Source organism: Stenotrophomonas indicatrix (assembly GCA_041545745.1).
Taxonomy (GTDB): Bacteria; Pseudomonadota; Gammaproteobacteria; order Xanthomonadales; family Xanthomonadaceae; genus Stenotrophomonas; species Stenotrophomonas indicatrix_A.
On record CP168152.1, the window covers coordinates 1284561 to 1310743 of the forward strand.

Sequence of the window (26183 nt, forward strand, 5' to 3'; positions counted from 1 at the left end):
CCGGCCACGCCCGGCGAGTGCATCGGTAGCCGCCCACCTTGGTGGGCGTTGTGTCGTGTGCCAACCAAGGTTGGCATCTACCAGAGCATGTCAACCGTGCAGGTCGTAGCGGTCCAGTTCCATCACCCGGGTCCAGGCGGCGATGAAATCCTGCACGAACTTCTTCTCGCCGTCGGCGCTGGCGTAGACCTCGGCCAGGGCGCGCAGCACGGCGTTGGAGCCGAACACCAGGTCGGCACGGGTGCCGGTCCAGCGCGCAGCGCCATCGTTGCGGCCGCGGCCTTCATAGCTTTCGCGGCCGGTTGCCTTCCAGGTGGTGCCCATGTCCAGCAGGTTGACGAAGAAGTCGTTGCTCAGCGTGCCGGGACGGCTGGTGAACACGCCGTGCCGGCCACCATCGGCGTTGGCGCCGAGCACGCGCAGGCCACCGACCAGAGCGGTCATTTCCGGTGCGGTGAGGGTCAGCAGCTGTGCCTTGTCGATCAGCAGCGCCTCACCCGGCACGCTGTAGGCACCCTTGAGGTAGTTGCGGAAACCATCGGCAGCCGGTTCCAGCACCGCGAACGATTCGACGTCGGTCTGCTCCTGGCTGGCATCGGTGCGGCCCGGCGTGAACGGCACGCTCAGGTCGTGGCCGCCGGCTTTCGCCGCCTGCTCGATGCCGACGCCACCGGCCAGCACGATCAGATCGGCCAGCGACACCTGCTTGCTACCCGCACCATTGAACTCGGTCTGGACCTTTTCCAGCGCAGCCAACACCTTGGCCAGCTGCTGCGGCTGGTTCACCGCCCAGCTCTTCTGCGGTGCCAGGCGCACGCGTGCACCATTGGCGCCACCGCGCTTGTCCGAACCGCGGAAGGTCGAGGCCGAGGCCCACGCCGTGGACACCAGCTCGGCCACGCTCAGGCCGGTCGCTGCGATCTTCTGCTTCAGCGCGGCGATGTCCTTGGCGTCGATCAACGGATGCTTGGTTTCCGGCACCGGGTCCTGCCAGATGAATTCCTCGGCCGGAACTTCCGGGCCCAGGTAGCGCGCACGCGGACCCATGTCGCGATGGGTCAGCTTGAACCAGGCGCGGGCGAACGCATCGGCGAAGGCCTGCGGATCGGCGAGGAATTTCCGCGAGATCTTTTCGTAGGCCGGGTCCATGCGCAGCGACAGGTCGGTGGTCAGCATGGTCGGGCGGTGCTTCTTCGACGGGTCGTGCGCATCGGGAATCACCGCCTCGGCGTTCTTGGCGACCCACTGGTGGGCGCCAGCCGGGCTCTTGCTCAGCTCCCACTCGTTGCCGAACAGGATCTCGAAGAAGTCGTGGCTCCACTGCGCGGGGGTGCGGGTCCAGGTCACTTCCAGGCCGCTGGTGATGGTGTCGCCGCCCTTGCCACTGCCGAAGCTGTTGGCCCAGCCCAGGCCCTGGCTTTCCAGGCCCGCTGCTTCCGGTTCCTTGCCGACATTGTCGGCCGGGCCGGCACCATGGGTCTTGCCGAAGCTGTGGCCACCGGCGATCAGGGCGACGGTTTCTTCGTCGTCCATCGCCATGCGGCCGAAGGTGTCACGGATGTCATGCGCGGCCAGCACCGGATCGGGATTGCCATCCGGGCCTTCCGGATTCACGTAGATCAGGCCCATCTGCACTGCGGCCAGCGGGTTCTCCAGTTTGCGCGAATGCACGTCGCCATCAGCGTCGTCATCGGACACCAGCACGCCGTGGTTCTCTTCCACCCCCTCCGAACCGTGCTTGTAACGCACGTCGCCGCCGAGCCAGGTGGTCTCGCGGCCCCAGTACACGTCCTGGTCCGGTTCCCAGGTATCGGGACGGCCGCCGGCAAAGCCGAGCGTCTTGAAGCCCATCGATTCCAGTGCGACGTTGCCGGTCAGGATCAGCAGGTCGGCCCAGGAAATGGCCTGGCCATACTTCTGCTTGATCGGCCACAGCAGGCGTCGCGCCTTGTCCAGGCTGACGTTGTCCGGCCAGCTGTTGAGCGGCGCGAAGCGCTGCTGGCCGCGACCACCGCCGCCACGACCGTCATCGATGCGGTAGGTGCCGGCGCTGTGCCAGGCCATGCGGATGAACAGCCCGCCGTAGTGGCCGAAGTCGGCCGGCCACCAGTCCTGCGAGTCGGTCATCAACGCCTTCAGGTCGGCCTTCAGGGCGCTGTAGTCCAGGCCCTTGAAGGCCTTGGCGTAGTCGAAGCCCGCATCGAGGGGGTTGGAGCGCGTGGAGTGCTGGTTGAGCAGGTCCACGCGCAGCTGGTTCGGCCACCAGTCGCGGTTGGTCGTCGCGTCACCGACGACGGCATGGTTGAACGGGCACTTCGCTTCGCTTTTCATGGGTCTCTACCTGTGGACTGGCGAATGAGGGAATCAGATCGCTTACCCACCATAGGCATCGCCTAACGATGGGTAAATTCGATTGATTCAACCGCTGCGATAGTGACTGCCTATGGTCGGCAGCGCTTGCATCGTTGTGCGCGATCAGCGCTTGAGCAGGCCCGCGCCGAGCTTGAACAGATCGCTGGCGCCGAACTGGCCATCGCCGTCCTGGTCGAGCGCACCGCCGAGCAGGCTGCCGATGCCGCCGCCGGATTGCTGTGCTTCCTGGCCCAGGGCCTGGCTGAGCTGGCCGGCGTTGCCGCTCTGGGCAAACCGCTGGGCCAGGAACGACATGACGATGGGGGCGAGGATCGCCAGCAGCTGACTGGACCTGCCGCTGTCCAGACCGGTCTTCTGGCCCAGCGCTTCTGCTGCCTGCGAGGTCTGCCCACCGAACACATGGCCGAGGATGCCGGCACCGTTGGTGGCGTTGCCACCGCCACCGCCCATCACCGCGCCGAGGATGCTGCCGATGTCGAAACCGCCGCCACTGCCGCCGGCCGAGCCGAGGTGGTCGCGCTGCAGGGCATTGAGCAGGGACTGCGCACCCTGCGGCTCACTGGCGTTCTGGCCCATCGCGCCGAGCAGCAGGGGCAGGGCGCTGCCGACGGCCTGGGTGGCTTGGCTGCTGTCCAGGCCGAGCTGCTGTGACACCTGCTGCAGGCCTTGGCCCTGCTGCAGCTGCTGGAAGAGGGATGCAGCGAGGGATTCGGTGTTCATGGCGGTCTCCGGTCTGTGAAGGACGAACTGCCCGAGCATAACGCCGTGTACACGACGGCAATGCGAAGGCTTCATGGCGGGCGTCCGCCGGGCAGTGCCGGCGGAACCTGCGCCCTGCGTTACAGCAGCGCCTTCAACCGGTACAGCGCTTCCAGTGCCTGCTTCGGGGTCAGCTCGTCCGGGTCGATCGCGGCCAGCGCCTCCTGTGCCTTGTTTGGCGGGGCGGCGAACAGTCCGAACTGCTGCGGTGCATCCAGCGCCTGCGGGGCGAGCTCGGCAGCATGGCTTTCGCCGCCGCGCTGCTCCAGCTCGGCCAGGCGTCGACGCGCCTGTGCCACGGTGGCACGCGGCAGGCCGGCCAGCGCGGCCACCTGCAGGCCGAAGCTGCGGTTGGCCGGGCCGTCCTTTACCGCATGCATGAACACCAGCGCCTCGCCGTGCTCGACGGCATCCAGATGCACGTTGGCGATGCCGCTGCGGCCGCCCTCGTGCTGCTCGTCGGCCAGCGCGGTCAGTTCGAAGTAATGGGTGGCAAACAGCGTGTAGCAGCGGTTCTCGTAGGCGAGGTGGCGCGCCACCGCGTCGGCCAGGGCCAGGCCGTCGTAGGTGGACGTGCCGCGGCCGATCTCGTCCATCAGCACCAGCGAATGTGCGGTGGCGTGATGCAGGATGTAGCTGGTTTCAGCCATCTCGACCATGAAGGTCGACTGCCCGCGGGCAAGATCGTCGCCGGCGCCGATGCGGGTCAGGATGCGGTCGATCGGGCCGATCAACGCACGGCTGGCCGGCACGAAGCTGCCGATGTGGGCCAGCAGCACGATCAGTGCGTTCTGCCGCATGTAGGTCGATTTACCGCCCATGTTCGGGCCGGTGATGACCAGCATGCGACGGTCCGGGTGCAGGTCCAGGTCGTTGGGCTCGAACGGCTGGTCGCGCACCGCTTCCACCACCGGATGGCGGCCGCGTTCGATGTTCAGGCACGGCTCGGCCTGCAGTTCCGGGCGCGCCCAGTCCAGCGCTTGCGCACGCTCGGCGAAGGCGGCCAGCACGTCCAGTTCGCTGAGCGCGGCGGCGCACTGCTTGAGCGGCTCCAGCTGGGTGCCCAGCGTGTCCAGCAGCTGCTCGTACAGATACTTCTCGCGCGACAGCGAACGGTCGCGGGCGGACAGCACCTTGTCCTCGAACGCCTTCAGCTCTTCGGTGATGTAGCGCTCGGCGTTGGTCAGTGTCTGCCGGCGGGTGTAGTGCACCGGCGCGCGCTCGGACTGGCCCTTGCTGATTTCGATGTAGTAGCCGTGCACACGGTTGTAGCCGACCTTCAGGGTGGCGATGCCGCTGCTCTCGCGCTCGCGCTGTTCCAGGTCGACCAGGAACTGGTCGGCGTGGGTCGACAGGCGCCGCAGTTCATCCAGCTCAGCGTCGAATCCATCGGCCAGCACGCCACCATCGCTGAGCTTGAGCGGCGGCATTTCGGCGATGGCGCTGGCCAGCAGGTGTGCACACTCGTCGTGCTCGCCGAGCGCCGCGTGCAGGGTCTGCAGGCGCGGTGAATCCAGCGGTGCCAGCACCTCGCGTACGGCCGGCAGCAGGCCGAGGCCATCGCGCAGGGTGGAGAAGTCGCGCGGCCGCGCCGAGCGCAGGGCGACGCGGGTGAGGATGCGTTCCAGATCACCGAGGCGGCGGAACTGCTCGCGGATATCCGTCTCCGCGCCGCGGTCGATCAGTGTTTCCACCGCGTGGTGGCGCTGCACCAGCACCTCACGCAGGCGCAGCGGTCGATGCAGCCAGCGGCGCAGCAGGCGGCCACCCATCGGCGTCACCGTGCTGTCGAGCACGCCGAGCAGGGTGTTGCGGGTATCGCCATCGACGCGGGTGTCCAGCTCCAGATGGCGACGCGTTGCCGCGTTCATCGCAATCGCTTCGCTGGCGGTCTCCATCGAGATGGACGTCAGGTGCGGCAGGCGCTGCTTCTGGGTTTCCTCGACATAACCGAGCAGGGCGCCGGCAGCGGCCGTGGCGCGCGGCTTGTCGTCGATGCCGAAGCCGCTGAGGTCGTGCAGCTTGAAGAAGTTCAGCAGCTGGCGGCGACCACTGTCGGCGTCGAACAGCCACGGTGCGCGGCGACGCACGCCGCTGCGCTGGCGCAGGAAGTCGGGCCAGTTCTCTTCATCCGGCACCAGCAGTTCGGCCGGTTCCAGACGGGCCAGCTCGGCTTCCAGTGCATCGTCAGTGTCGACTTCGTTGACCAGGAATCGGCCGCCGGCCAGGTCGGCCCAGGCCAGCCCATAGCCGCTCTTGTTACGCGACAGGGCCATCAGCAGGGTGTCGCGGCGCTCGTCCAGCAACGCTTCGTCGGTGACCGTGCCCGGGGTGACGATGCGCACTACCTTGCGTTCGACCAGACCTTTGGCCAGTGCCGGGTCGCCGATCTGTTCGCAGATCGCCACCGATTCGCCCAGCGCCACCAGTCGTGCCAGGTAGCCTTCGTAAGCGTGCACCGGCACGCCGGCCATCGGAATCGGTGCACCACCGGAGCTGCCGCGTTGGGTCAGGGTGATGTCGAGCAGGCGCGCGGCCTTGCGCGCGTCGTCGTAGAACAGCTCGTAGAAGTCGCCCATGCGGAAGAACAGCAGCAGGTCCGGATAGTCGGACTTGGCTGCGAAGAACTGCTTCATCAGCGGGGTGTGTTCGGCGGACTTGTCTTTGGACATGGGACTCGTGGATCAGGGGCGTCCGCTCGCGCCGGAGGGCAGCGGGGCGGAGCCGGTACAGGGTTGTCCATGGTAACGGGTAGAGCGGGCTGGCCGCTGCTGGAGCCGGCGGGCAGGGCGGCTGTCACGCCACGCGGTGCGGGTGTAGGCTCTGGCCTGCGGCCATGCTGGCAGCACATCAGCCAAGGAATGAACGATGACGCAACAATCTGCACCCCAAGAAGGCCAGCAGGCCAAGGCAGCCGTTGAAGCGCCGCCTTCGCTCTATCTCGTCGCGCTGTACCAGTTGGTGGGGGGCGCCTTCGCCCTTTACGGCATGCTCAAGGTCTATGGGCCGGGTGTGCCCGAGTATCAGCTGCTGGCCCGGATGAGCCTCTACCACTCTCTGCCGTATGCGGTGCTGGTCACTGCCGGTGTGCTCAACGCGTTGGCAGGCATCGTCATCGGGGTGGGCATCTTCGCGCGCTGGGCGTGGGTTCGCCCGCTGTTTGTGGTGATGTTCGTGGAGGCGACCGTGTTGCAGTTGGTCGACATGAAGATGGCAGGCCCCTTCGAATTTCTGACCGTGGGGGCCATCTTCTGCGTTTCCCTGTATGTCGCATTCCTGTTGTACCGCGATCCGGCAGACCGTTACTTCCGCAACCGGTGGCGCTGAAACGGTTGGCGTGTTCCGCAGGCGTGACCCCACACCAGAGGGCGCGCCGCCACTTCAGGGGCACACCAGCGCAACGTTCGGGTGGCTGGCGAAGATATCCATCACGATCTGGAAATAGGTCTGCCCCTCGCCACGTTGCAGGGCGTCCAGCTGGCGGCCGATGGTTTCGGCATTGAACGTACCCGGCTGCCGCAGCTTGTCTTCCAGCCACGCGCGCGTGGCCTCCGATCCCAGTGCCTCGCGGCTGCGGTCGATGTCGCGCCAGACCACCGTGGCGGTTTCGTGCCCCGCCAGCGCGCCATGGCCGCCGTACAGCAGATCGTCCAGCGCATCGAGGCTGGGCCCGAGCTGCCAGTCCTCGCTGGCCATGAACACCCGGTTGATCTCCGCATAGAGACTGGGGATGTCAACGATGGCGGAGCCTTCGATCTGCAGGAATGCGGTCATGCGCGGACTGTAGCGTGGGCCGGCGGAAGGCGTTGTGCTGAACGCCGTTGCTTCGCGACGTGGCGCGTGCCCCCGCATACTCTGGATTGCCGTCTGCGGTGTGGTTTCCCGTAGCTCCGGGTATTTGAATATTTTCCTATAGAAATCCTCGGGGCAGCCGATAGCCTATGCGTCACTTCGCGTCGGGCGCGGTGGCGTGCCGTTGAATATCCCCGGCGAACCTCGATCAAGCCACCGGGTTGGCCCTTCTCCCTTCCGGGAGCAGGACCACTGACGCGTGGCATCAAAACCTGGAATTGATTGTGCGAGCAAGGAAGAAGTCTGCGCGCTGTGCGCGCCGCAGTGGTGGAGGATTGGTGCTTCTGGTCATGGCCTTCGGTGTTGCTGCCCAGCAGGTGGGTGACCCGGGTGCACAGGAACTGTTGCGCCAGCAGGAGCGCGAACGCGTACTGCGCGAGCAGCAGGAAAGTCGGCCCGATGTGCGCCTTGAGAACAGCCAGGGTGAACAGGGTGAGCGCCTGCCGGCGCAGGAGCAGCCCTGCGTGCGCATTGATCGCATCGTGCTGGAAGGCGAGGCCGCCAATCGCTTCCAGTGGGCATTGGCCGCAGCCGATCCGCGCGAAGATCCCGCCAGTGGCCGCTGCCTGGGCACTGAAGGCATCAACGTAGTGATGAAGCGCGTGCAGAACGCGATCATCGCGCGCGGCTATGTCACCACCCGCGTGCTGTCGGCACCGCAGGATCTGAATACCGGCACGCTGATGCTGTCGGTGGTACCGGGGCGATTCCGCGAGGCGGTGTTTTCCGACGCGGATGCGCGGCATCAGGCCATCGTCAACGCGCTGCCGATCCGCAGCGGTGGCCTGCTGAACCTACGTGACATCGAGCAGGGGCTGGAGAACCTGCAGCGCGTGCCCACGGTCACCGCCGACATCAAGATCGCACCCGCTGATGGCGAAGGTGCCGGACCCGGGCAGAGCGACCTGCAGATCGACTGGAAGCAGCGTTCGCCGGTGCGCGCCAGCGTGACCCTGGACGATGCCGGCAGCCAGGGCACCGGAAAACTGCAGGCCAATGCCACACTGTCGCTGGACAACCCGCTGGGCCTGAACGAGTTGTTCTACGTCAGTGCCGGGCGCGGCGTGTTCAATGGCAAAGGCAAGGACACCAACAGCTGGACCGCGCACTACGACGTGCCCTACGGCTACTGGCTGTTCGGCGCCACGGCCAGTGCCTACGACTACAGCCAGACCGTGGTCGGCGCTTACGAAAGTTATGACTACAGCGGCCGCAGCGGCAACGCCGAGGCACGCGTGGATCGCCTGCTGCTGCGCAACGCCAAGACCAAGCTGGGCATTTACGGTCGCGGTTGGCAGCGCACGTCGAAGAACTACATCGACGATACCGAGATCGAGGTGCAGCGCCGCCGCACGTCGGGATGGGAGCTTGGCCTGACCCACAAGCAGTTCATCGGTGCGGCCACACTCGATGCCACGCTGGCCTACCGCCGCGGTACCGGCGCCTTCCATGCACTGCGTTCGCCCGAAGAGATGGCGCAGGCGTGGGATCCGACCCTGCCGTTGGAAGGCACGTCGCGGATGAGGGTGATCACCGCTGACGCGCAGTTCACCGTGCCGTTCCAGCTGGGCAAGCAGCGCCTGCGCTACACCGCTGCATGGCGCGCACAGTGGAACCGCACGCCGTTGTCGCCACAGGATCGCTTTGCGATTGGTGGCCGCTACACGGTGCGTGGATTCGACGGCGAAAGCTCGCTCAGCGGCGAGCGCGGCTGGTCGCTGCGCAACGATCTGTCGCTGGGTATCGGCGGTGGCCAGGAGTTCTACGTCGCCGCCGACTACGGCCGCATCGGCGGGCCATCGGCGCAATGGCAATCCGGCCGGGATCTGGCCGGCATGGCGTTTGGCCTGCGCGGCGGCTGGCAGCAGCTTTCCTGGGACGGCTTCGTGGGCTCGGCCCTGCACAAGCCCTCCAACTTCCCTACCGACTACACCACCTTCGGCTTCAGCCTGGCGTGGCGTTACTGATCTGGCACAAGGATTCGTGAAATGAACAGCATCTATCGCCTGGTTTTCAACCGCGCGCTGCGCGTGTGGCAGGTCGCTTCGGAACTGGTGAAGGGCGGCGGCGGCCTGGTCGGCCAGGTCGCTGGCCGGCAGACAGCGGCCGTGTCGCCGCTCGGCTTCGCGCTGATGTGCGCGTTGGGATGGGTCGCCCTGGTGCCCGTGGTTGAAGCGCAATCGGTCGGCCACATCGCGTCCGATCCCAATGCGCCCGGTCGTGAGCGTCCCACCGTGGTGACCGCGCCGAATGGCGTGCCGATGGTCAACATCACCACGCCTTCGGCCGGTGGCGTCTCACGTAATCGCTATTCGCAGTTCGATGTCGGCCGCGAGGGCGTGATCCTCAACAACGCGCGTGGCCAGGTGCAGACGCAGTTGGGCGGTTGGGTGCTGGGCAATCCGTGGCTGGCCACCGGCAGCGCACGGGTCATCCTCAATGAGGTCAATGGCCCGGCCAGCCGCCTCAATGGCTATGTGGAAGTGGCCGGACAGCGCGCCGAGGTGATCATCGCCAATCCGGCGGGCATCCAGGTCAACGGCGGCGGTTTCCTCAATGCCAGTCGCGTCACGCTCACCACCGGCACGCCGATGTTCACCGGTGCTGGTGCACTGGAAGGTTATCGGGTCAGTGGTGGGGCGATCGAGGTCAACGGAGATGGCCTCGATACCAGCCGCGCCGACTACACCGACCTGATCACCCGGTCGCTGAAGGTCAACGCCGGCATCTGGGCCAACCAGCTGCAGGCGTCTCTCGGCAACAACGTGGTCAGTGCTGATCACAGTCAGGTGACCGCCACGGCGGCCAGCAGCGAGGCGCCGACCTTCGCGCTGGACGTAGGCGCGCTGGGCGGCATGTTCGCCAACAAGATCTGGCTGGTGGGCAATGAACACGGCGTGGGCGTGCGCAACGCCGGCAGCATCGGCGCGCAGGCAGGCGAACTGGTGGTCACGGTGGATGGCCGGCTGGAGAATACCGGCGCGTTGCAGTCGCTGCAGAACGTGCGCGTGCAGGCGGGCGGCGATCTGGCCAACAGCGGCACGATAGCCGCTACGCGCGAGGCTGCAATCACTTCTGGTGGCACGCTGGACAACAGTGGCGGCAAGCTCAATGCACAGCGCCTGCAGCTGCAGGCGCAGGGGCTGCGCAATCGTGGCGGCGCCATCGAGCAGACCGGCGTGCAGGCATTGAACCTCAACGCAGGCAGCGTGAGCAATCGCAGCGAAGGCCTGATCGGTGCGCTGGATGCGGTGGCGTCGGGCGGCACCGGTGGTACCCCCGGCAGTGGCACCTCCCCGGGAAGCGGCGGAACGCCAGGGACCGGTGCGCCCGGAACCGGAACGCCCGGTACGGGTACTCCGGGTACCGGCACGGGGGGCGGCACGCCGGTGACGCCGGTGGTTCCGTTGGCCACGGGTGTGTTGGACATCGCCGGCCTTCTCGACAACGACGGCGGCAGCATCAGCAGCGGCGGTCGTGTTTCGCTGGTTGCCGGCAATGGTCTGGACAACAGCGGAGGTCGCCTTGGCGTGGCCTCGCTGCAGGCCAGGGGCGACCTGAACAACGACGGCGGCACGCTGCAGGTGCACGGTGACGCTGCGCTGCAGTTGGGCACGCTGTCCAACCAGAAGGGCGCGCTGAGTGTGGCCGGTGCGCTGCAGCTGCAGGCACAGTCGCTGGACAACCGGGAAGGCGAGCTGCGCCATGCCGACAGTGCAGCATCGGCCTGGACGGTGCACGACACGTTCAACAACGACGGTGGCCTGCTGGCAACCAACGCCGAGCGCCTGACCCTGGGCGCAGGCCGGGTATCCAATGCAGGCGGTCGCCTCGAGCATGCCGGTGACGGCGCGCTGGTGCTGACCACCGGCGACTGGACCGGTGTCGGCGGTCGCCTGAGCACGCTCGGTCGCCTGGACTGGACGGTGGGCAACGCGGACGTGCGCAACGGCACGCTCACCGCAGCGCAGTTCCAGATCGTCGCCGGCACGCTGGACAACCGCGGCGGCAGCCTGCTGTCGCTGGGCAACCAGGGCAGCATGCTGCGCGCCGGTACGCTGGACAACGGTGCCGGTGGCACCGTGGCCGGCAATGGCGAGCTGACCGTCTCGGCGACCACGCTGGACAACAGCAAGGGCCTGCTGCAGCAGGCAGGCAATGGCTCCCTGCGCGTGCACGCCGGTACCCTGCATGGCAGCGAAGGCCGCCTGCTCAGCAACGGCGACCTGACGCTGACCGGTGGCCAACTGGATGTGAGTGGCGGCATCACCTCCGCCCAGAGCGTGCAGATCAACGCCGATGGCCTGCGCAATACCGGTGGCCAGATCGTCTCGCTGGGCAATTCCGAGCTGGCGCTGGATGTGCGCGGAACCTTCGACAACCAGGGCGGGCAGGTGCTCGGCAATGCAGGCCTGCGCATCGACGCGGGCCGCATCGACAACCAGAAGGGCACGCTGCAGTCGGCCGGTACCCAGGGCGCGACACTGACCGTGCGCGACGAACTGGACAACAGCGCCGGTGCGATCTCTGGCAACGGCGAGGTGCAGCTGCACGTCGGCAGCCTGCTCAACCAGGGCGGCAAGGTACTTGCTGCGGGGAGTGGCCTGTTGCAGGTACAGGCCCGCGAACTGCTGGACAACCGCGATGGCGGCCGACTGGCCGGCAGCGGCGACGTGCTGTTGCAGGCGGCACGGCTGGACAACCGCAGCGGTGCAATCGAACACGCCGGCAGCGGCACGCTGCAGGTCCGTGCCGATACGCTGCAGGGCGCAGCGGGCCGGATTCTCAGCCAGTCGTCGCTGACGCTTGAGGGGGGCGAGCTGGTGCTGGGTGCCGGCAGCACCACCCAGGCCGAGCGCATTGCGATCAATGCCGAACACCTGGACAACGCCGGCGGCAATCTCAGCGCGACGGGCAGCGATGCGCTGCAGGTACGCGTGGTGCAGACCATGGACAACAGCGGCGGCGTGATCGCCGGCAACGGCGCGCTGGACGTGCAGGCCGGTGAACTGCTCAACCGCAAGGGCACGCTCAGCGGCGCCGGCGCGGTCGACAGCACGTTGCAGGTCACCCGGACGCTGGACAACCATGAAGGCACCATTGCCAGCAATGCCAACCGGCTGACCATTACTGCCGCGCGGGTCGACAACACCGCCGGTTCCATCCGCCAGGCCGGCAACCAGGGCCTGGACATCACCACGACCCGCCTGGATGGCAGCAAGGGCACGCTGGTCTCTGCGGCTACGCTGACCCTGCGCGCGGATGAGGTGGACCATCGCGACGCAACGCTGGGCGCTGATCGCTTCGACCTCGAGGCCGGAACGCTGGACAACGCCGGTGGCCGCATCATTGCCAGTGGCGAGGGCGCCAGCCGCATCAGTGCCACCTCACTGGGCAATGCCGGCGGTACGCTGGCCAGCAATGGTGATCTGACGCTGCAGGCGCAGACGCTGGACAACAGCGCAGGCAAGATCCAGCACGCCGGCAGCGGCCAGTTGCAGGTGCATGCGCAGACCCTGCTGGGGTCGGGCGGCAGCGTGCTCAGCAATGGCACGTTCGTGCTGGAGGGCAAGACCCTCGATCTGTCGAAGGCAACCACCTCGGCGCGCCGCATCGATATCACTGCCGATAGCCTGACCACCGCTGGCGGTGCGCTCACTGCCACCGGCGAAGAGGCACTGCGCCTGCGTGTGCAGGGGCTGCTGGACAATCGCGGCGGCTCGCTGGCCAGTAATGGTGTGCTCGACGTTGCCGCGCAGCAGCTGATCAATGCGCAGGGCACCCTGCAGGGTGCCGGCAGCGGCCGGTCCACCCTGGCCATCGGCCAGACACTGGACAACCAAACCGGGCGCATTCTGTTGGCAGGCGCCGGCACGATCACCGCGGCCAGCGTCGACAACCGCGGCGGTACCGTCCATGCCGGCGGCAGCGAACTGGTGCTGGGCATCGACGGTCGTCTCGACAACGGCAGCCAGGGGCTGCTGTCCAGCGCCGGTGCGATGACGCTGGACGCTGCCAGTCTCGACAACCGGCACGGCACGGTGGTGGCTGGCAAGGACCTGTTGCTGACCACGGTTGCAGGCGTGGACAACAGCGATGGCGCGATGCAGGCCGGCGAGCTGCTGCAGCTGCAGGCCAGCGGCCTCGATAACCAGCGCGGCACGCTGCTGGGCGGCCAGCTGACCGTCGATACCCGTGGCCAGCGGCTGGACAACCGCGGCGGCACGCTGGGTACGCAGAAGGGTGCGCTGACCGTGCACAGCGGCGCGCTGGACAACCAGAGCGGCCGGATACAGTCGGCCACCGATCTGCGCATCGATACCGCAGGGCAGGCCATCGACAACCGGGACACCGCCAGCAGTGGCGGCCTGTTGGCGGCGGGCACGCTACAGCTGGGCGGTGGTGCGCTGGACAACCGCGGTGGCACGCTGAACGCACAGGGCGATGCGCGGCTGTTGCTGACCAGTGTCGACAACAGCGCCGGCGGTACCCTTGCCAGCGCGGCAGGCCTGTCGCTGCAGGCGACGACGCTGGCCAACGGCGCCGGGCGCGTGCAGGCCGGGCGCAATCTCGACCTGACCCTGAGCGGGCGCCTGGACAACACGGCCGGCGCGATCGCCGCTGGCCAGCTGCTCACCCTCAACGCAGCCAGCGTCGACAACCGCAATACCCGCGGCGGCGATGGCACCCGCGGCCTGCAGGCGGGCCAGCTGCAGTTTGGAACGCAGTGGCTGGACAACAGCCAGGGCCAGATCGTCACCGACGGTGGCGCGCGGTTGCAGGTCAACGGCCAGCTGCAGAACAACGGGGGTGTCATCACCACCGGCGGCAACCTCGACAGCAGTGCCGACAGCGTTGCCAACAGTGGCGGCCTGCTGCGGGCCGATGGCAGCCAGACCCTGGTGGCGCGCGCGCTCAGCGAGGACGGCCAGGTACACGCCCAGCACGACCTGAGCCTGACCCTGCAGCAGGGCCTGAGCAACCGCGGCGAGTGGGTCGCCAACGGCACGCTGGCCCTGCATCTGTCCGGCGACCTGGACAACCAGGGCGTACTGCGCGGCGGCAACCTCGATCTCAACGCGCAGAACATCACCAACGCGGCCAACGGCGAGATCTCCAGCGAAGGCATCACCCATCTCAATGCCCGCGGCCAGCTGACCAACCGCGGCCTGATCGACGGCAAGGTGACCCACCTCGAAGCCGACGTGCTGGACAACCTTGGCACCGGCCGCATCTATGGCGACCACGTGGCGATCTCGGCCGGCGTGCTGAAGAACCATGCCGAGGATGCCAACGGTGCCACCCGCGTCGGCACCGTGGCCGCGCGCGAGCGCCTGGACCTGGGCGTGCGCGAACTGCAGAACACCGGCAAGGGCCTGATCTACAGCGGCGGCGATGCGGCCATCGGTGGATCGCTGGGGGCTGATCGCATTGCTGCGGGCACGGCCGGCAGGATCGACAACATCGGTTCGATCATTGATGTGAGCGGCAACCTGGCGATCGATGCGGGCGTGATCAACAACATCCGTGAAAACGTGTCGGTCGTTTCGACAAAGACGATCGACACCACCGCGAGCATGACGGTTGCGTCGTGGCAGAAGAACAGCAAGAACACGGCGGGAACGGTCAGCGACACCAGCAACTACAAAGCATGGGAGTTCTACTACATCGCGCCGGAAGACGTGCTGCAGGATGAACCCTTCATTGCCGCCGATGGCACCCGGCTGGGCAAGGCGGTGATCCGCCTGACTGCGAACACCTCGCGCTTCTTCTTCGGCTCCGGCGGCTTGGGCTATGACGTGCGTGGCGAGCGCTGGCGCATGGACCCGGTGAACGGGACGGTCACGATCTACTACGTAAGCAAGGGTACTGCCGCCAATCCGGACCAGGTGGCAGGTGGCGACCCCTTCGATGTGCTCAAATCCAAGGAGAAGTTCACCTACCAGACCGACCGTCTGACCTTCTCCAATGCGTACGGAACGTGCAGCACCAGCTGCATCCAGTTCATCACCCCCGCCGGTTTCAACAATCCGGACGCGACGATCTTCGGGCGGCGCCAGCACACCCAGGAAACCAGCCTCAACGAGCAGAACCGCCTGGCGCACCATGTCGCCTACGAGGACCAGCTGCAGCCTGGCGTCGGCGCCGATGCGGTCATTCGATCGGGTGGCAACATGCGCCTTTCGGTAGATGAGCTGAACAACCTCTATGCGCAGATCGCTGCCGGCGGCAACATGCAGATCGTTGGCCACGGCGCGGACAGCCGTGTGCGCAATGAAGGCGTGGAGCTGTTTCGAACGCATACGTTCAACAACACATCGATTGCCTACAACGGCACCCGCACGCAGTGGGAAGCAGCACCCATCTCCGAAAAGATCGGCCAACTGGGTGGGCAGATCACTGCCAACGGCACGCTCACCATCGACGTCGGCGATCTGAGTAACCTCAATCAGGGGCGCAACGCGCCCAACGTGCAGGATGGCGCGGCAATGGCCAACCTCAACGTGCAGGGGCCGAAGACGCTGCCGGACGGCCCTGGCCACGGTGGTGCACAGGGGCCGGGCCATACAGGTGGAACAGGTGCGGAGCGCGCGCTGGCGCAGGCGGCCGACGCCGCTGGCGCGCAGCAGGGTGGCACGGTGGGCGGAGTAGCCGGCAACGGCGCCGCATCCGGGTCGCGCGTGGTTGCCGCCGCCGGCGGCTCGCCGGACCGCATCGCGATGGGCGCGCCGGACACCCGTGCACCCACGGCCAGCCTGTTCAACGTCAACCGCAACGGCGGCTACTATCTGGTTGAAACCGATCCGCGCTTCACCGACCACAAGACGTGGCTGAGCTCGGACCACCTGCTGGGGCAGATGGGCTACTCGCCCGATACCGTGCAGAAGCGGCTGGGTGACGGCTACTACGAACAGAAGCTGGTGCGCGAGCAGATCGGCGAGCTGACCGGACGCCGCTTCCTGGACGGTTACGCCAGCGACGAGGCGCAGTACCGCGCGCTGCTGGAAGCCGGCGCTACCGTGGCCAGCGAATGGGGCCTGCGCCCCGGCGTGGCGCTGACCGAGGCGCAGATGGCGCAGCTGACCAGTGACATTGTCTGGCTCGTCGAGCAGACCGTGACGCTGGCCGACGGCAGCACCACCACCGCACTGGTGCCGCAGGTCTATCTCCGTCTGCGTCCGGGCGACCTGGATGGGCAGGGGACGCTGCTGGCCGGTGCCAACTTGGACATCAAGCTGGCCAATGGGCTGGTCAATACCGGTGACATCGCCGGCCGCAAGCTGGTGACCATCGATGCCGGCAACATCGAACACCTGGGCGGCAGTATCTCCGGCCAGTACGTGGGTCTTTCCTCGGACAAGGACATCCGCATCGTCGGTGCGACCGTGACGGCGACCGATGCGCTGTCGGTGCAGGCGGCGGGCAATGTCACGGTGGCCTCGACCGTGGAGACTCTCGGCGCAGGTGGAACGCATGCGTTCGAGATTACCCAGCTTGATCGTGTCGCCGGACTGTATGTGACCAACCCCAGCGGCGATGGCATGTTGTCGGTGGTGGCCGGCGGTGACATCAGCCTGCAGGCCGCGCAGATCCATAATGCCGGTGCTGATGGGCTTACCCAGTTGGCGGCAGGCGGCAGTCTTGATCTGGGTGCGTTGACGCTTGGCCAGCGCAACGACTCCACCTACGACGAGCGCAATCATGTGCGCAGCAGCCAGACCACTCACGCAGTTACCACGGTGCAGGGCGCTGGTGACGTGGTGCTGGCTGCTGGCAAGGACATCAACCTGGCTGCAGCGCAGATCAAGGCCGGTGGTGGCCTGGCATTGCAGGCCGGCGGTGACATCAACAGCCAGGCGCTGGTGGACAGTGTCAGCAACGACTCCAGTGCGGCGGGCAAGCGCAGCTCGCGGCAGGTCAGCCAGAGTGACGAGACGGTGCGCGGGAGCACGCTGCAGGCAGGGGACAATCTGCTGCTGAGCGCAGGGCGCGACGTGAACCTGACGGCCGCACTGGTCGACAGCAGCGATGGCGCAGTCAGCGTAGCCGCCGGCCGCGACGTCAACCTGCTCTCGGCCAACGAGACGCACGACTACAGCCTGGACAGCTACGAGAAGAAAAAGAAGACGCTCTCCAGCACTACTACCACGCGCAGCGTCGACAACAGCGACAGCTATGCCATCGGTACGGCGATTCAGGGCGAGAGCATCAACATCACTGCCGGTCGCGATCTGACCGCAGTCGGTGCGGTGGTCGATGCCACCGGTAACGTGATTCTGGGGGCGGGCAACAACGTACTGATCACCGCCGCCGAGGACCATCACAGCAGTGAGTCCAGCCAGAGCAAAAAGAAATCCGGCATTACCGGAGGTTTTGGCAACGGCGTGGCGTCGGTGGGTTACAGCAGCGCGAAGAACAGCAGCACCAGCGCCGAGCAGTCCACCACCCAGGTCGGGTCGGCCATCGCCTCGCGCGAAGGTAATGTGCTGATCAATGCCGGCAACCAGCTGACCATTGCCGCTTCGGACGTCGCCGCTGGTGAAAACCTGACGCTGGTGGGCAAGGACATTGCCCTGCTGGCGCGGCAGGACACCACGGACAGCCAGTCCAGCCAAGCGAGCAAGTCCAGCGGCTTCTCGGTGGGCGTGACCTATGACCCGACCAAGGCCTACCGCAGCGCCCGCGATTCGACCACAGACGGCATGGCCGACAGCGGCTCGGCGATGGGGCGGATCACCCGCACCGCTGAAGGCGCTGCGTCCGGCCTGCGTGCGGCCACTACCTCGACCGTGGTGACCGCCGGCAGCCAGCGCTCCAACAGCGAGCAAAGCCATTCGACCAGTAACGCGCGTGTCAGCCAGTTGGCTGCAGGAGGCGATCTCACGCTGATTGCCAACGGGGGCTCGATCCTCAGCCAGGGCACGCAGATGTCGGCCGAGGGCAACGCCGTGCTGCTGGCCACCAAGGACATCGTGTTCGATGTGGCCCACAACACCGAGCGCAGCGACAGCAGTAGTCGTGGCAAGGGCTGGGGCCTGGCCAACAACACCAGCGGCCTGCCTTTCGGTACCAACAATTCGCAGAGCCAGGGCAGCGGCAGCAGTGACACCATCACCGGCACCCAGCTGTCGGTGGGCGGTGGCGTGCGCATGGCCACCACCGAGGGCGATATCAGCCTGACTGCGGCCAACATCGCCGCCGAGAAGGACGTGAACATCCGTGCGGCTGGCGATCTGCTGGTGCGCAGTGGGCAGGACACGGTCAGCAACGCCAATACGTCGGACAGCAAGGCGATCGGTTCGGTACAGATTTCCGATACCGAAAAGTTCTCCGGCTGGCACCGCGAGCAGCACCAGGACGACAGCGCGCAGGTGTCACAGGTGGCCAGCAGCATCGGCAGCCTTGGCGGCAGCGTGAACCTGACGGCTGGCGGCAAGTACACGCAGACGGCCAGCAACGTGGTGGCCGCCAAGGACGTGAACATCACTGCCGCCGAGATCGAGCTGCTGACCGCCGACGAAAGCGGTCATTACTCGCAGAGCGACAAGGACCTGAAGATCGGCGTGTTCGCACGGGTGAAGTCGCCGCTGATCGACCTGATCAACAACGTGGACGCGGCCCGTCAGTCCGATGACCGCCTGCAGAAGATGCAGGGCATGGCCGCCGGCGCCAACGCGTATCAAGCGGCCAGTGCGATCAGGGGGCTCGCCAGCGATGGCGTGACGGGCAGCGGCGAGCTGTTCCGTGCCGAGGCCGGCATCGGCTTCAAGACGGCCAACAGCAGTGCCGATGGCAGCAGCACGGTCTCGCGCGGCTCGACCATCCAAGGTGGCGGCAACGTCAACCTGACCAGCACCACGGGCGACATCCACGTGGTGCAGGGCAACCTGAGCGCGGGCAACACGCTCAGCCTGGATTCTGCCGGCGACATCCTGCTGGAAGCGGGCAAGGCGCACGTGGCAGACCGTAGCAAGAGCAGCAATGCCGGCGCCGAAGTGGGCGTTGGCGTTGTGGTGGGTGCGCAGACGGGCGTGTATGTGTATGCCGAAGCCAGCGTGGGCAGCAGCAAGGCGAACTCGGACAGCAACACCTGGCAGAACACCACGCTGACCGGCCAGAACATCTCGTTGAAGGCCGAGGGTGACACCACCCTGCGCGGCGCGACCGCCACGGCCGATCGCATCGACGTCAAGACCGGCGGCACGCTGACCATCGAATCGCTGCAGGACATTGCCGAGAGCATGTCCAAGAACAGCCAGGTGGGCGGCCGCGTGCAGGTGGCTTTCGGTAATGCGTGGAATGCCGATGGCTACGCCAGCGCAGGCAAGGCCGAGGGCAGCTACCAGGGCGTGGGCCAGCAGAGCGGCTTGTTTGCCGGCAATGGCGGCTACCACGTTGATGCCGGCCACGTGAACCTGATTGGCGGCGCGATTGCCAGCACCAACGCGGCCAACAGTGAACTGACCGCACAGACGCTGACCTTCAGCGACCTGCAGAACCAGATGGACTACTCGGCCAGCTCGGGGAGCATCAGTGGCGGTGCAGGCGGGCAGATGAAGGGTTGGGATCCGAAGGCGGGCACTACCGCCCCCCGCGGCGGCCCGGGTACGCCCATGACGGAGAGCGGCAGCGATAGCAGTTCCACGCTGGCGACACTGACCGAAGGCAACATCACCATCGGTGGCAAGCAGACCACGGCGGCGGAGCTGGGTATCAATACTGATGCCGGTGCGGCGCATCGTGCGCTGGAGGCATTGCCTGATGCCAGCAAGTTGCTGGCGGACCAGCAAGCGATGGCTGGAGCGATAGGGACGGTGGTTTCCACGAGCCAGCAGATTGCCAACGACATTGGCAGTGCGGGCGCGGACAGGATCACTGACAAGTATCGGGAAGGGCTGAGCGTCGAAGAAAGGCGGGTATTTGATGGCCTTCCTTCGGACGAGCAGTTCAATCGCCTGAAAGTGTTCGATCCGTCATACCCCGAGGCATTGGTCACGCAGCAGAAGTGGGCTCCTGACGGTGTCTATGGCCGCGCGCTTGGCGCGGTAACCACCGTACTGGTCGGAGGCATGTCCGGCCAGGGGCTGGGTCAGCTGGGTTCCAACGCGCTTGCACCGTATGCGGCTGAACTGATTGGCAAGACGTTCGACCCGAACAAGCAGAGTGCCGTGCCCAGCGAGGCCATGCAGATGCTGTCGCATGCGCTGCTGGGCGCGTTGTTGGCCGAGGCCAACGGTGGCTCGGCGGGGAGTGGGGCGCTTGCGGCCGGTGGGGGTGAGCTGGCAGCGAAGGTTCTGACGGACACGTTGTTCGGCGGGGATCCCTCGAACCTGAGCCCACAGCAAAGGGAGGCAGTTCTAGCGCTGTCGCAGGCGGTGGGTGCGCTGGCGGGTGGGTTGTCGGGGCAGGATCTGGTTGGGATCGCGTTGAATGCGGGGATTGCCAGAAATTCTGTTGAGAATAATTTCCTGACCGAGCCGCAGGCGCTGGTGCTTAAGGAGCAACTGGACGAGTGTGGCTCGGACGTGGCGTGCCAACAGATGGTGCGGAATGTGTCGAAGGAAGTGTCCCGGAGCATGGATTACGAGTTGCTCTCGGTCTGCACTGCTAACTCTGCAAGCCCAGCCTGCCAAGCCTTTGTGGGTGCTGCGGTCGCGTACAAGTACGGCACTTGGGCCGGCGATCTTGGGATCTACGATGATCTGAGCCGCAGCAGTGAGGCACTTAGCTCGTTCGCCCACTCCCTGAATGGAACTGCTTACCGCCAGCTCATCTTTGAAAACGGCGGGCTCAAGCCTGTCTACATCATGCCTCAGGAATACACGGTAGCTGCTCTAGCACAGTGGACTGGCAACTTTGACAAGACCGTTGACCAGTACGGAATCTTCTCCAAGGAAGCGTCCGCCGAACTGGGGTTGGGCCTTGCGAAGGTACTGCTTCGAAAGTACGGGGTTGTTAACATTGTTGGCGGAAATGGGGGGTTTGGTGCTGGGAGTTCGACGCCGAGTGGGACCCATGCTGTCACCGCACCCGCCGCGCCTGAAGTTGCCCGCGGGCATTTGAACGACCTGACATCGATTGAGATAAAGCAGTTGGACAAAAAGTTCAAGCATGCGGAGGATTTTGGGCTGGTGACAAGCAAGAAGAATCCGCAGACAATTGCACAATATGGATCCGCAATACGGGACCACATGGCTGCGCCAGAGACAGGGCTTCGGGGTACTTACGGATTTGTGCCGGGGTCAAAGGTTTATTTCAATGGATCAACCAATAACGCCGTGGTGTTGGATTCTTCAGGTAAATTCGTTACCGGATTTAAGTTGGATCCGAAAAGTTCGCAGTACGAAAATCTCTTCAAAAATGGTGTGCTTCGATGAGTGTGTTGATTTTTAAGTTCGCTGAAAGGTTCGTCAATGGTTGGATTTCTGCACAATCATTTTCGGATGCTTATGTTCAGTTGTGGAAGATTGAGAGGGACTCTGATCTTCTGCGGGAGGATTTTCCGGGTTTGAATGAGTGTCTATCCACAATATTCTGTGTTGCTGATATGTATGAGCCAGATGAGGTGTCGCGAGCGGACTATGAGCTTGGGGATGAGGGCCTTTTGCGCGAAGTGTCAAATGTGTTGGCTGCCTTTGATAGATCAGTGTTTGATTAAGGGTGGCGCCGCATCTTTCGGTTAGTGGTGCTGCGCGACTCGACCATCCAGGGCGGCGGCAACGTCAACCTGACCAGCACCACGGGCGACATCCACGTAGTGCAGGGCAACCTGAGCGCAGGCAACACACTCAGCCTGGATTCTGCCGGCGACATCCTGCTGGAAGCGGGCAAGGCACACATGGCAGACCGCAGCAAGAGCAGCAATGCCGGCGCCGAAGTGGGCGTTGGCGTCGTGGTGGGCGCGCAGACGGGCGTCTATGTGTATGCCGAAGCCAGCGTGGGCAGCAGCAAGGCGAACTCGGACAGCAACACCTGGCAGAACACCACGCTGACCGGCCAGAACATCTCGTTGAAGGCCGAGGGTGACACCACCCTGCGCGGCGCGACCGCCACGGCCGATCGCATCGACGTCAAGACCGGCGGCACGCTGGCCATCGAATCGCTGCAGGACATTGCCGAGAGCATGTCCAAGAACAGCCAGGTGGGCGGCCGCGTGCAGGTGGCCTTCGGTAATGCGTGGAATGCCGATGGCTACGCCAGCGCAGGCAAGGCCGAGGGCAGCTACCAGGGCGTGGGCCAGCAGAGTGGCTTGTTTGCCGGCAATGGCGGCTACCACGTTGATGCCGGCCACGTGAACCTGATTGGTGGTGCGATTGCCAGCACCAACGCGGGCAACAGTGAACTGACCGCACAGACGCTGACCTTCAGCGACCTGCAGAACCAGATGGACCACTCGGCCAGCTCCGGCAGTGTCAGCGGTGGCGCGGGCGGCAAGATGAACGGTTGGGACGCGACGGAGGGCACTACCGCTGCGCGCGGTGGCCCAGGCATGTCGATGACGGAGAACGGCAGCGACAGCAGTTCAACGCTTGCGACGCTGACCGAAGGCAACATCACCATCGGTGGCAAGCAGACCACAGCGGCGGAGCTGGGCATCAATACCGATGCCAGTGCAGCGCATCGTGCGCTGGAGGCATTGCCTGACGCCAGCAAGCTGCTGGAGGACCAGCAAGCGATGGCTGGAGCGATAGGGACGGTGGTTTCCACGAGCCAGCAGATTGCCAACGACATTGGCAGTGCGGGCGCGAACAGGATCACTGACAAGTATCGGGAAGGGCTGAGCGTCGAAGAAAGGCGGGTATTTGATGGCCTTCCTTCGGACGAGCAGTTCAATCGCCTGAAAGTGTTCGATCCGTCATACCCCGAGGCATTGGTCACGCAGCAGAAGTGGGCTCCTGACGGCGTCTATGGCCGCGCGCTTGGCGCGGTAACCACCGCTCTGGTGGGAGGCATGTCCGGGCAGGGGCTGGGCCAGCTCGGTTCCAACGCGCTGGCACCGTATGCGGCAGAACTGATCGGCAAGACGTTCGACCCGAACAAGCAGAGTGCCGTGCCCAGCGAGGCCATGCAGATGCTGTCGCATGCGCTGCTGGGCGCGTTGTTGGCCGAGGCCAACGGTGGCTCGGCGGGGAGTGGGGCGCTTGCGGCCGGTGGTGGTGAGTTGGCAGCGAAGTTCCTGACGGACAAGCTATTCGGCGGGGATCCCTCGAAGCTGAGCCCACAGGAAAGGGAAACAGTTCTGGCGCTGTCGCAGGCGGTGGGAGCTCTGGCGGGCGGGTTGTCGGGACAGGACCTGGCCGGGATTGCGTTGAATGCGGGGATTGCCAAGAACTCGGTGGAAAATAACTGGTTGAGCAGGCAGGAAATCGCACTTATGGAGTCCGAACGGGCCGCGTGTGGTGGCGAGGGGGGAGATGTCCAAGCCTGTAAGGACTCTGTTACACGTGCGTACGACGAGCTGAACGCAGAGCGTGATCGCGAATTGCTTGCGCATGGTGCTGCTGTTGAGCTGAGCATGCGCTCCTATCCAGCGACTTCAGAAGCCGACTGGAAGCGCGAGTTTGCGGCGCGGATTGACGTCTACTGGCAGCAGCAGTATCAAGGTATTCCAGTGCAGGACCGGGTGGCTGGAGCCACACCTGGAGCTGATGCCGCTTACGCGTTCAGGGAAATACAAAGGCAGATGCTAGCAGGCAGCATGCAGGCACTTGTATCCATTTCCGACAAGGGGCCCGGCGCATGGTTCATGGACAAGATGGCCAAGGACGCGGAGGCACTGCGGGACGGGATGCTTGGCCAGTTTAACGCTGCAAGCGGGTTGATTACTTCCAAGTATCCATCGATCGAGATTCAGTCGATGTTGGATCAAGCATCGGTAATGACGAAGGTCGAGGAGACTCAGGCATATCTGGCCCTGGTTGCAAGATCAGGGAATCAATTGGCCGGGATTCTCAGGGTCAAAGGCGGATCTCTTTCAAAGGTTGCGGACGGCGGAACATCGGGGGGGAAGCCGTTCATACCGCGAGATTCTGTGAAGGTGAGTGCGGCACACAGCGTGGACACAATTGGGCCGAAGACCTGGTTTGGTGACGGTAGCGCCAATACGCCAAAATCCGTCGTCAAAGGGGGATATGATATTGCCAAGGATGTAAATGATCTGAACTCAGGGAAAGGTGTTTTGCTCCCAAATGGTGACGTCATGGTGCCCTCAGGCCGCATCTGGGGTACTCATCCTGATAGAGCCTCGATGTTCCCAAAGGAGGGGCCGGGAATTGTTCAGCTGTCGCGGGCAGAGTTTCGTGTTTACACGGACATGGTGCGTGACGGCGGTCTCAGGGGCGGATCGGAGAAGGCGCTTGAGGGTATGATCTCAGCGGGGAACGCAGGAGTGAACGCGACTTCCAGGGCGAGGTTGCTGGAACTCTACAATTCGCGTGGCTCGAATAAATAAATTGAGGTGATATGTGGATTCCTTCCAGTTTTCGATTGAGCGCTATTTGAGCTTTGATGATGTGCGTGCGGTGCTGTCGGAGTCGTTGGGTGTGCCGCAATCAAATGTGTTCGATTCCGATGAGTATTGGGATCATGCGCAAACTAGGGGATCGGTGGGGATTTGGGTTATGCATGATGACGGTCAGTTCAAAACTATCGTCAATGCCTACAGTGGCTTGAATGTAAACGATGAGGAGCTCGGGCGTCTGGCCATTCGGATGGCGCCCAAGTTCGATTCAGGGGTTCTTATAGGAGATCATTTCAGTAATGTACCTGATTTGGAGGGGCGGTTTGTTGTTTGCTATCCGGATGGGAGTTTAAAATTTGGGTATGAAGTGGAGGGGGTTATTAAGTTCTTTGAATGACTGCCCCCCTGCGCTCTACGCGCCGCGATCTGTCCAAGGCAACCTGCCGCATACGATTGTCACGAGCAGGAACTGGCAACGAGGGGATGTAGGCGCCGAGGTTTGGTCGTTCGTCCTTTGCACAAACGTGGATGGCAGCAAGTCTGATGCCATCCTGTCGAGCGCGGTTCGGCGCTGGCGGGCCGCGTGTCAGGGTAGCCTCTGGCTGGGATCACACTGAATGCGGAGATTGCCAAGCATTCGGTCGAGACCAACTTCCTTGCAGAGGATTAGGCTCGTGTAATGAAGCAACAGCTCGACGAGCGCCGCAGCGACACGTCATGCCAGAAGACGGTGCGCGACGTTGCCAAGCAATTGTCGGAACGAGCGGATTACGAGTCGCTCTCGGTGTGCAGGGCGAGGAGATGAATGGCTCGACGCCCAAGCCGGGAGTTGCCACACCTTGTGGTGGTCCGGGCCTGCCGATGATGGAAAAGGGTAGCGACAGCAGCTCCACCCTTGCCACCTTGTCCGAGAGCAACATCACCATCGGCGGCAAACAGACATCGGCTGCTGAGCCTGGCATCAATACCGACGCCAGCGGAGCGCATCCTGCGGTGGATGCATTGCCGGATGCGAGTAAGTTGTTGGCGGCCAGCAGGAGATGGCGGCTGCGGCGGGGATGGCGCTGGCCACCAGCCAGCAGATAGCCTGGGGTATTGGCAGTGCGGATGCGAAGAGATCACGGACAAATATCGGGAAAAGATGAGTCCCGAAGAGAAGCGGGTATTCGATGCGCTTTCTCGGGGCGAGCGATTCAACCGGCTGGTTGCGTTCGATGCATCCTACCCGGATGCGCTGGTGACCTAGCAAAAGTGGGCACCTGATGGTGTCTATGGTCGCGCGCTCGGCGTTGCCGGGAATTCTGTTGAGAATAATTTCCTGATCGAGCCGCAGGCGCTGGTGCTAAAGGAGCAAATGGACGAGCGTGGCTCGGACGTGGCGTGCGAACAGACGGTCCGGAATGGGTCGAAGGAAATGTCCCAGAGATCCGTGAATCATCGCTTATTGCGCCCTGGGGGCGCATTGTTATGATAATATCAAGTTTATTCAGATAATGGATGACGGTGCTCGAAAATCCAGCGCCTTCATTCCTTCTCCATAAATAATGCGGGCTATGTTATATCCAGCGCGAGAAGAGTTTCTTGAGATTTTCGGGCTTGAGCCTTTTCGGGTTGACCCCGAAATTGGCCTGTTCGTCTACAGGGCGGGGTCGGAAGCACGGGTTGAAGTTGAGTTTTCCTTTAGCTTGGTCATGCGATCTTTCCAGGTTTCAATGTTCATTGATGGGGTGGAGGTTTC

The 26183-nt window shown here is 64.6% G+C and carries 9 protein-coding genes and 1 pseudogene; 6 read left to right on the top strand and 4 right to left on the bottom strand.

Annotated elements, in window-relative coordinates; translation table 11 throughout:
• Window positions 1-90 precede the first annotated feature (90 nt).
• From katG to mutS, 3 genes are all read right to left on the bottom strand, one after another.
• Window positions 91-2331, bottom strand: coding sequence for a catalase/peroxidase HPI (gene katG / locus ACEF39_RS05915; protein WP_500287281.1), 2241 nt, complete (start codon window positions 2329-2331; stop codon window positions 91-93).
• A gap of 144 nt (window positions 2332-2475) precedes the next feature.
• Window positions 2476-3093 (bottom strand): DUF937 domain-containing protein, encoded by a 618-nt coding sequence (locus tag ACEF39_RS05920; protein WP_500287282.1) that lies wholly within the window; start codon window positions 3091-3093, stop codon window positions 2476-2478.
• A gap of 119 nt (window positions 3094-3212) precedes the next feature.
• Window positions 3213-5804, bottom strand: a complete 2592-nt coding sequence (gene mutS / locus ACEF39_RS05925) for a DNA mismatch repair protein MutS (protein WP_500287283.1) — start codon at window positions 5802-5804, stop codon at window positions 3213-3215.
• 196 nt (window positions 5805-6000) lie between these two features.
• Between mutS and ACEF39_RS05930 the strand changes: the two genes are divergently transcribed.
• Window positions 6001-6459, top strand: coding sequence for a hypothetical protein (locus ACEF39_RS05930; protein ID WP_500287284.1), 459 nt, complete (start codon window positions 6001-6003; stop codon window positions 6457-6459).
• A gap of 54 nt (window positions 6460-6513) precedes the next feature.
• Here the strand turns inward: ACEF39_RS05930 and ACEF39_RS05935 are convergent, their stop codons facing one another.
• The gene (locus tag ACEF39_RS05935; RefSeq protein WP_500287285.1) at window positions 6514-6906 is read right to left on the bottom strand and encodes a barstar family protein; all 393 of its coding nucleotides are present in this window, start codon (window positions 6904-6906) and stop codon (window positions 6514-6516) included.
• 368 nt (window positions 6907-7274) lie between these two features.
• Here ACEF39_RS05935 and ACEF39_RS05940 point away from each other — a divergent pair, with 368 nt between their 5' ends.
• From ACEF39_RS05940 to ACEF39_RS05960, 5 genes and pseudogenes are all read left to right on the top strand, one after another.
• Window positions 7275-8951 carry a ShlB/FhaC/HecB family hemolysin secretion/activation protein gene (locus ACEF39_RS05940; RefSeq protein WP_500287980.1) on the top strand — a complete coding sequence of 559 codons (1677 nt, stop codon included), beginning with the start codon at window positions 7275-7277 and terminating at the stop codon, window positions 8949-8951.
• A 21-nt stretch (window positions 8952-8972) separates the two neighbouring features.
• Window positions 8973-21362 (top strand): hemagglutinin repeat-containing protein, encoded by a 12390-nt coding sequence (locus ACEF39_RS05945; RefSeq protein WP_500287286.1) that lies wholly within the window; start codon window positions 8973-8975, stop codon window positions 21360-21362.
• Window positions 21359-21643, top strand: coding sequence for a colicin immunity domain-containing protein (locus ACEF39_RS05950; RefSeq protein ID WP_500287287.1), 285 nt, complete (start codon window positions 21359-21361; stop codon window positions 21641-21643). The genes ACEF39_RS05945 and ACEF39_RS05950 overlap by 4 nt, the downstream gene beginning before the upstream one ends.
• Before the next feature lie 24 nt (window positions 21644-21667).
• Window positions 21668-24436 (top strand): annotated as a pseudogene (locus ACEF39_RS05955) (hemagglutinin repeat-containing protein); the annotation flags it as partial.
• 13 nt (window positions 24437-24449) lie between these two features.
• Complete coding sequence (locus tag ACEF39_RS05960; RefSeq protein WP_500287288.1) at window positions 24450-24842, top strand: hypothetical protein; 393 nt, start codon at window positions 24450-24452, stop codon at window positions 24840-24842.
• Window positions 24843-26183 lie beyond the last annotated feature (1341 nt).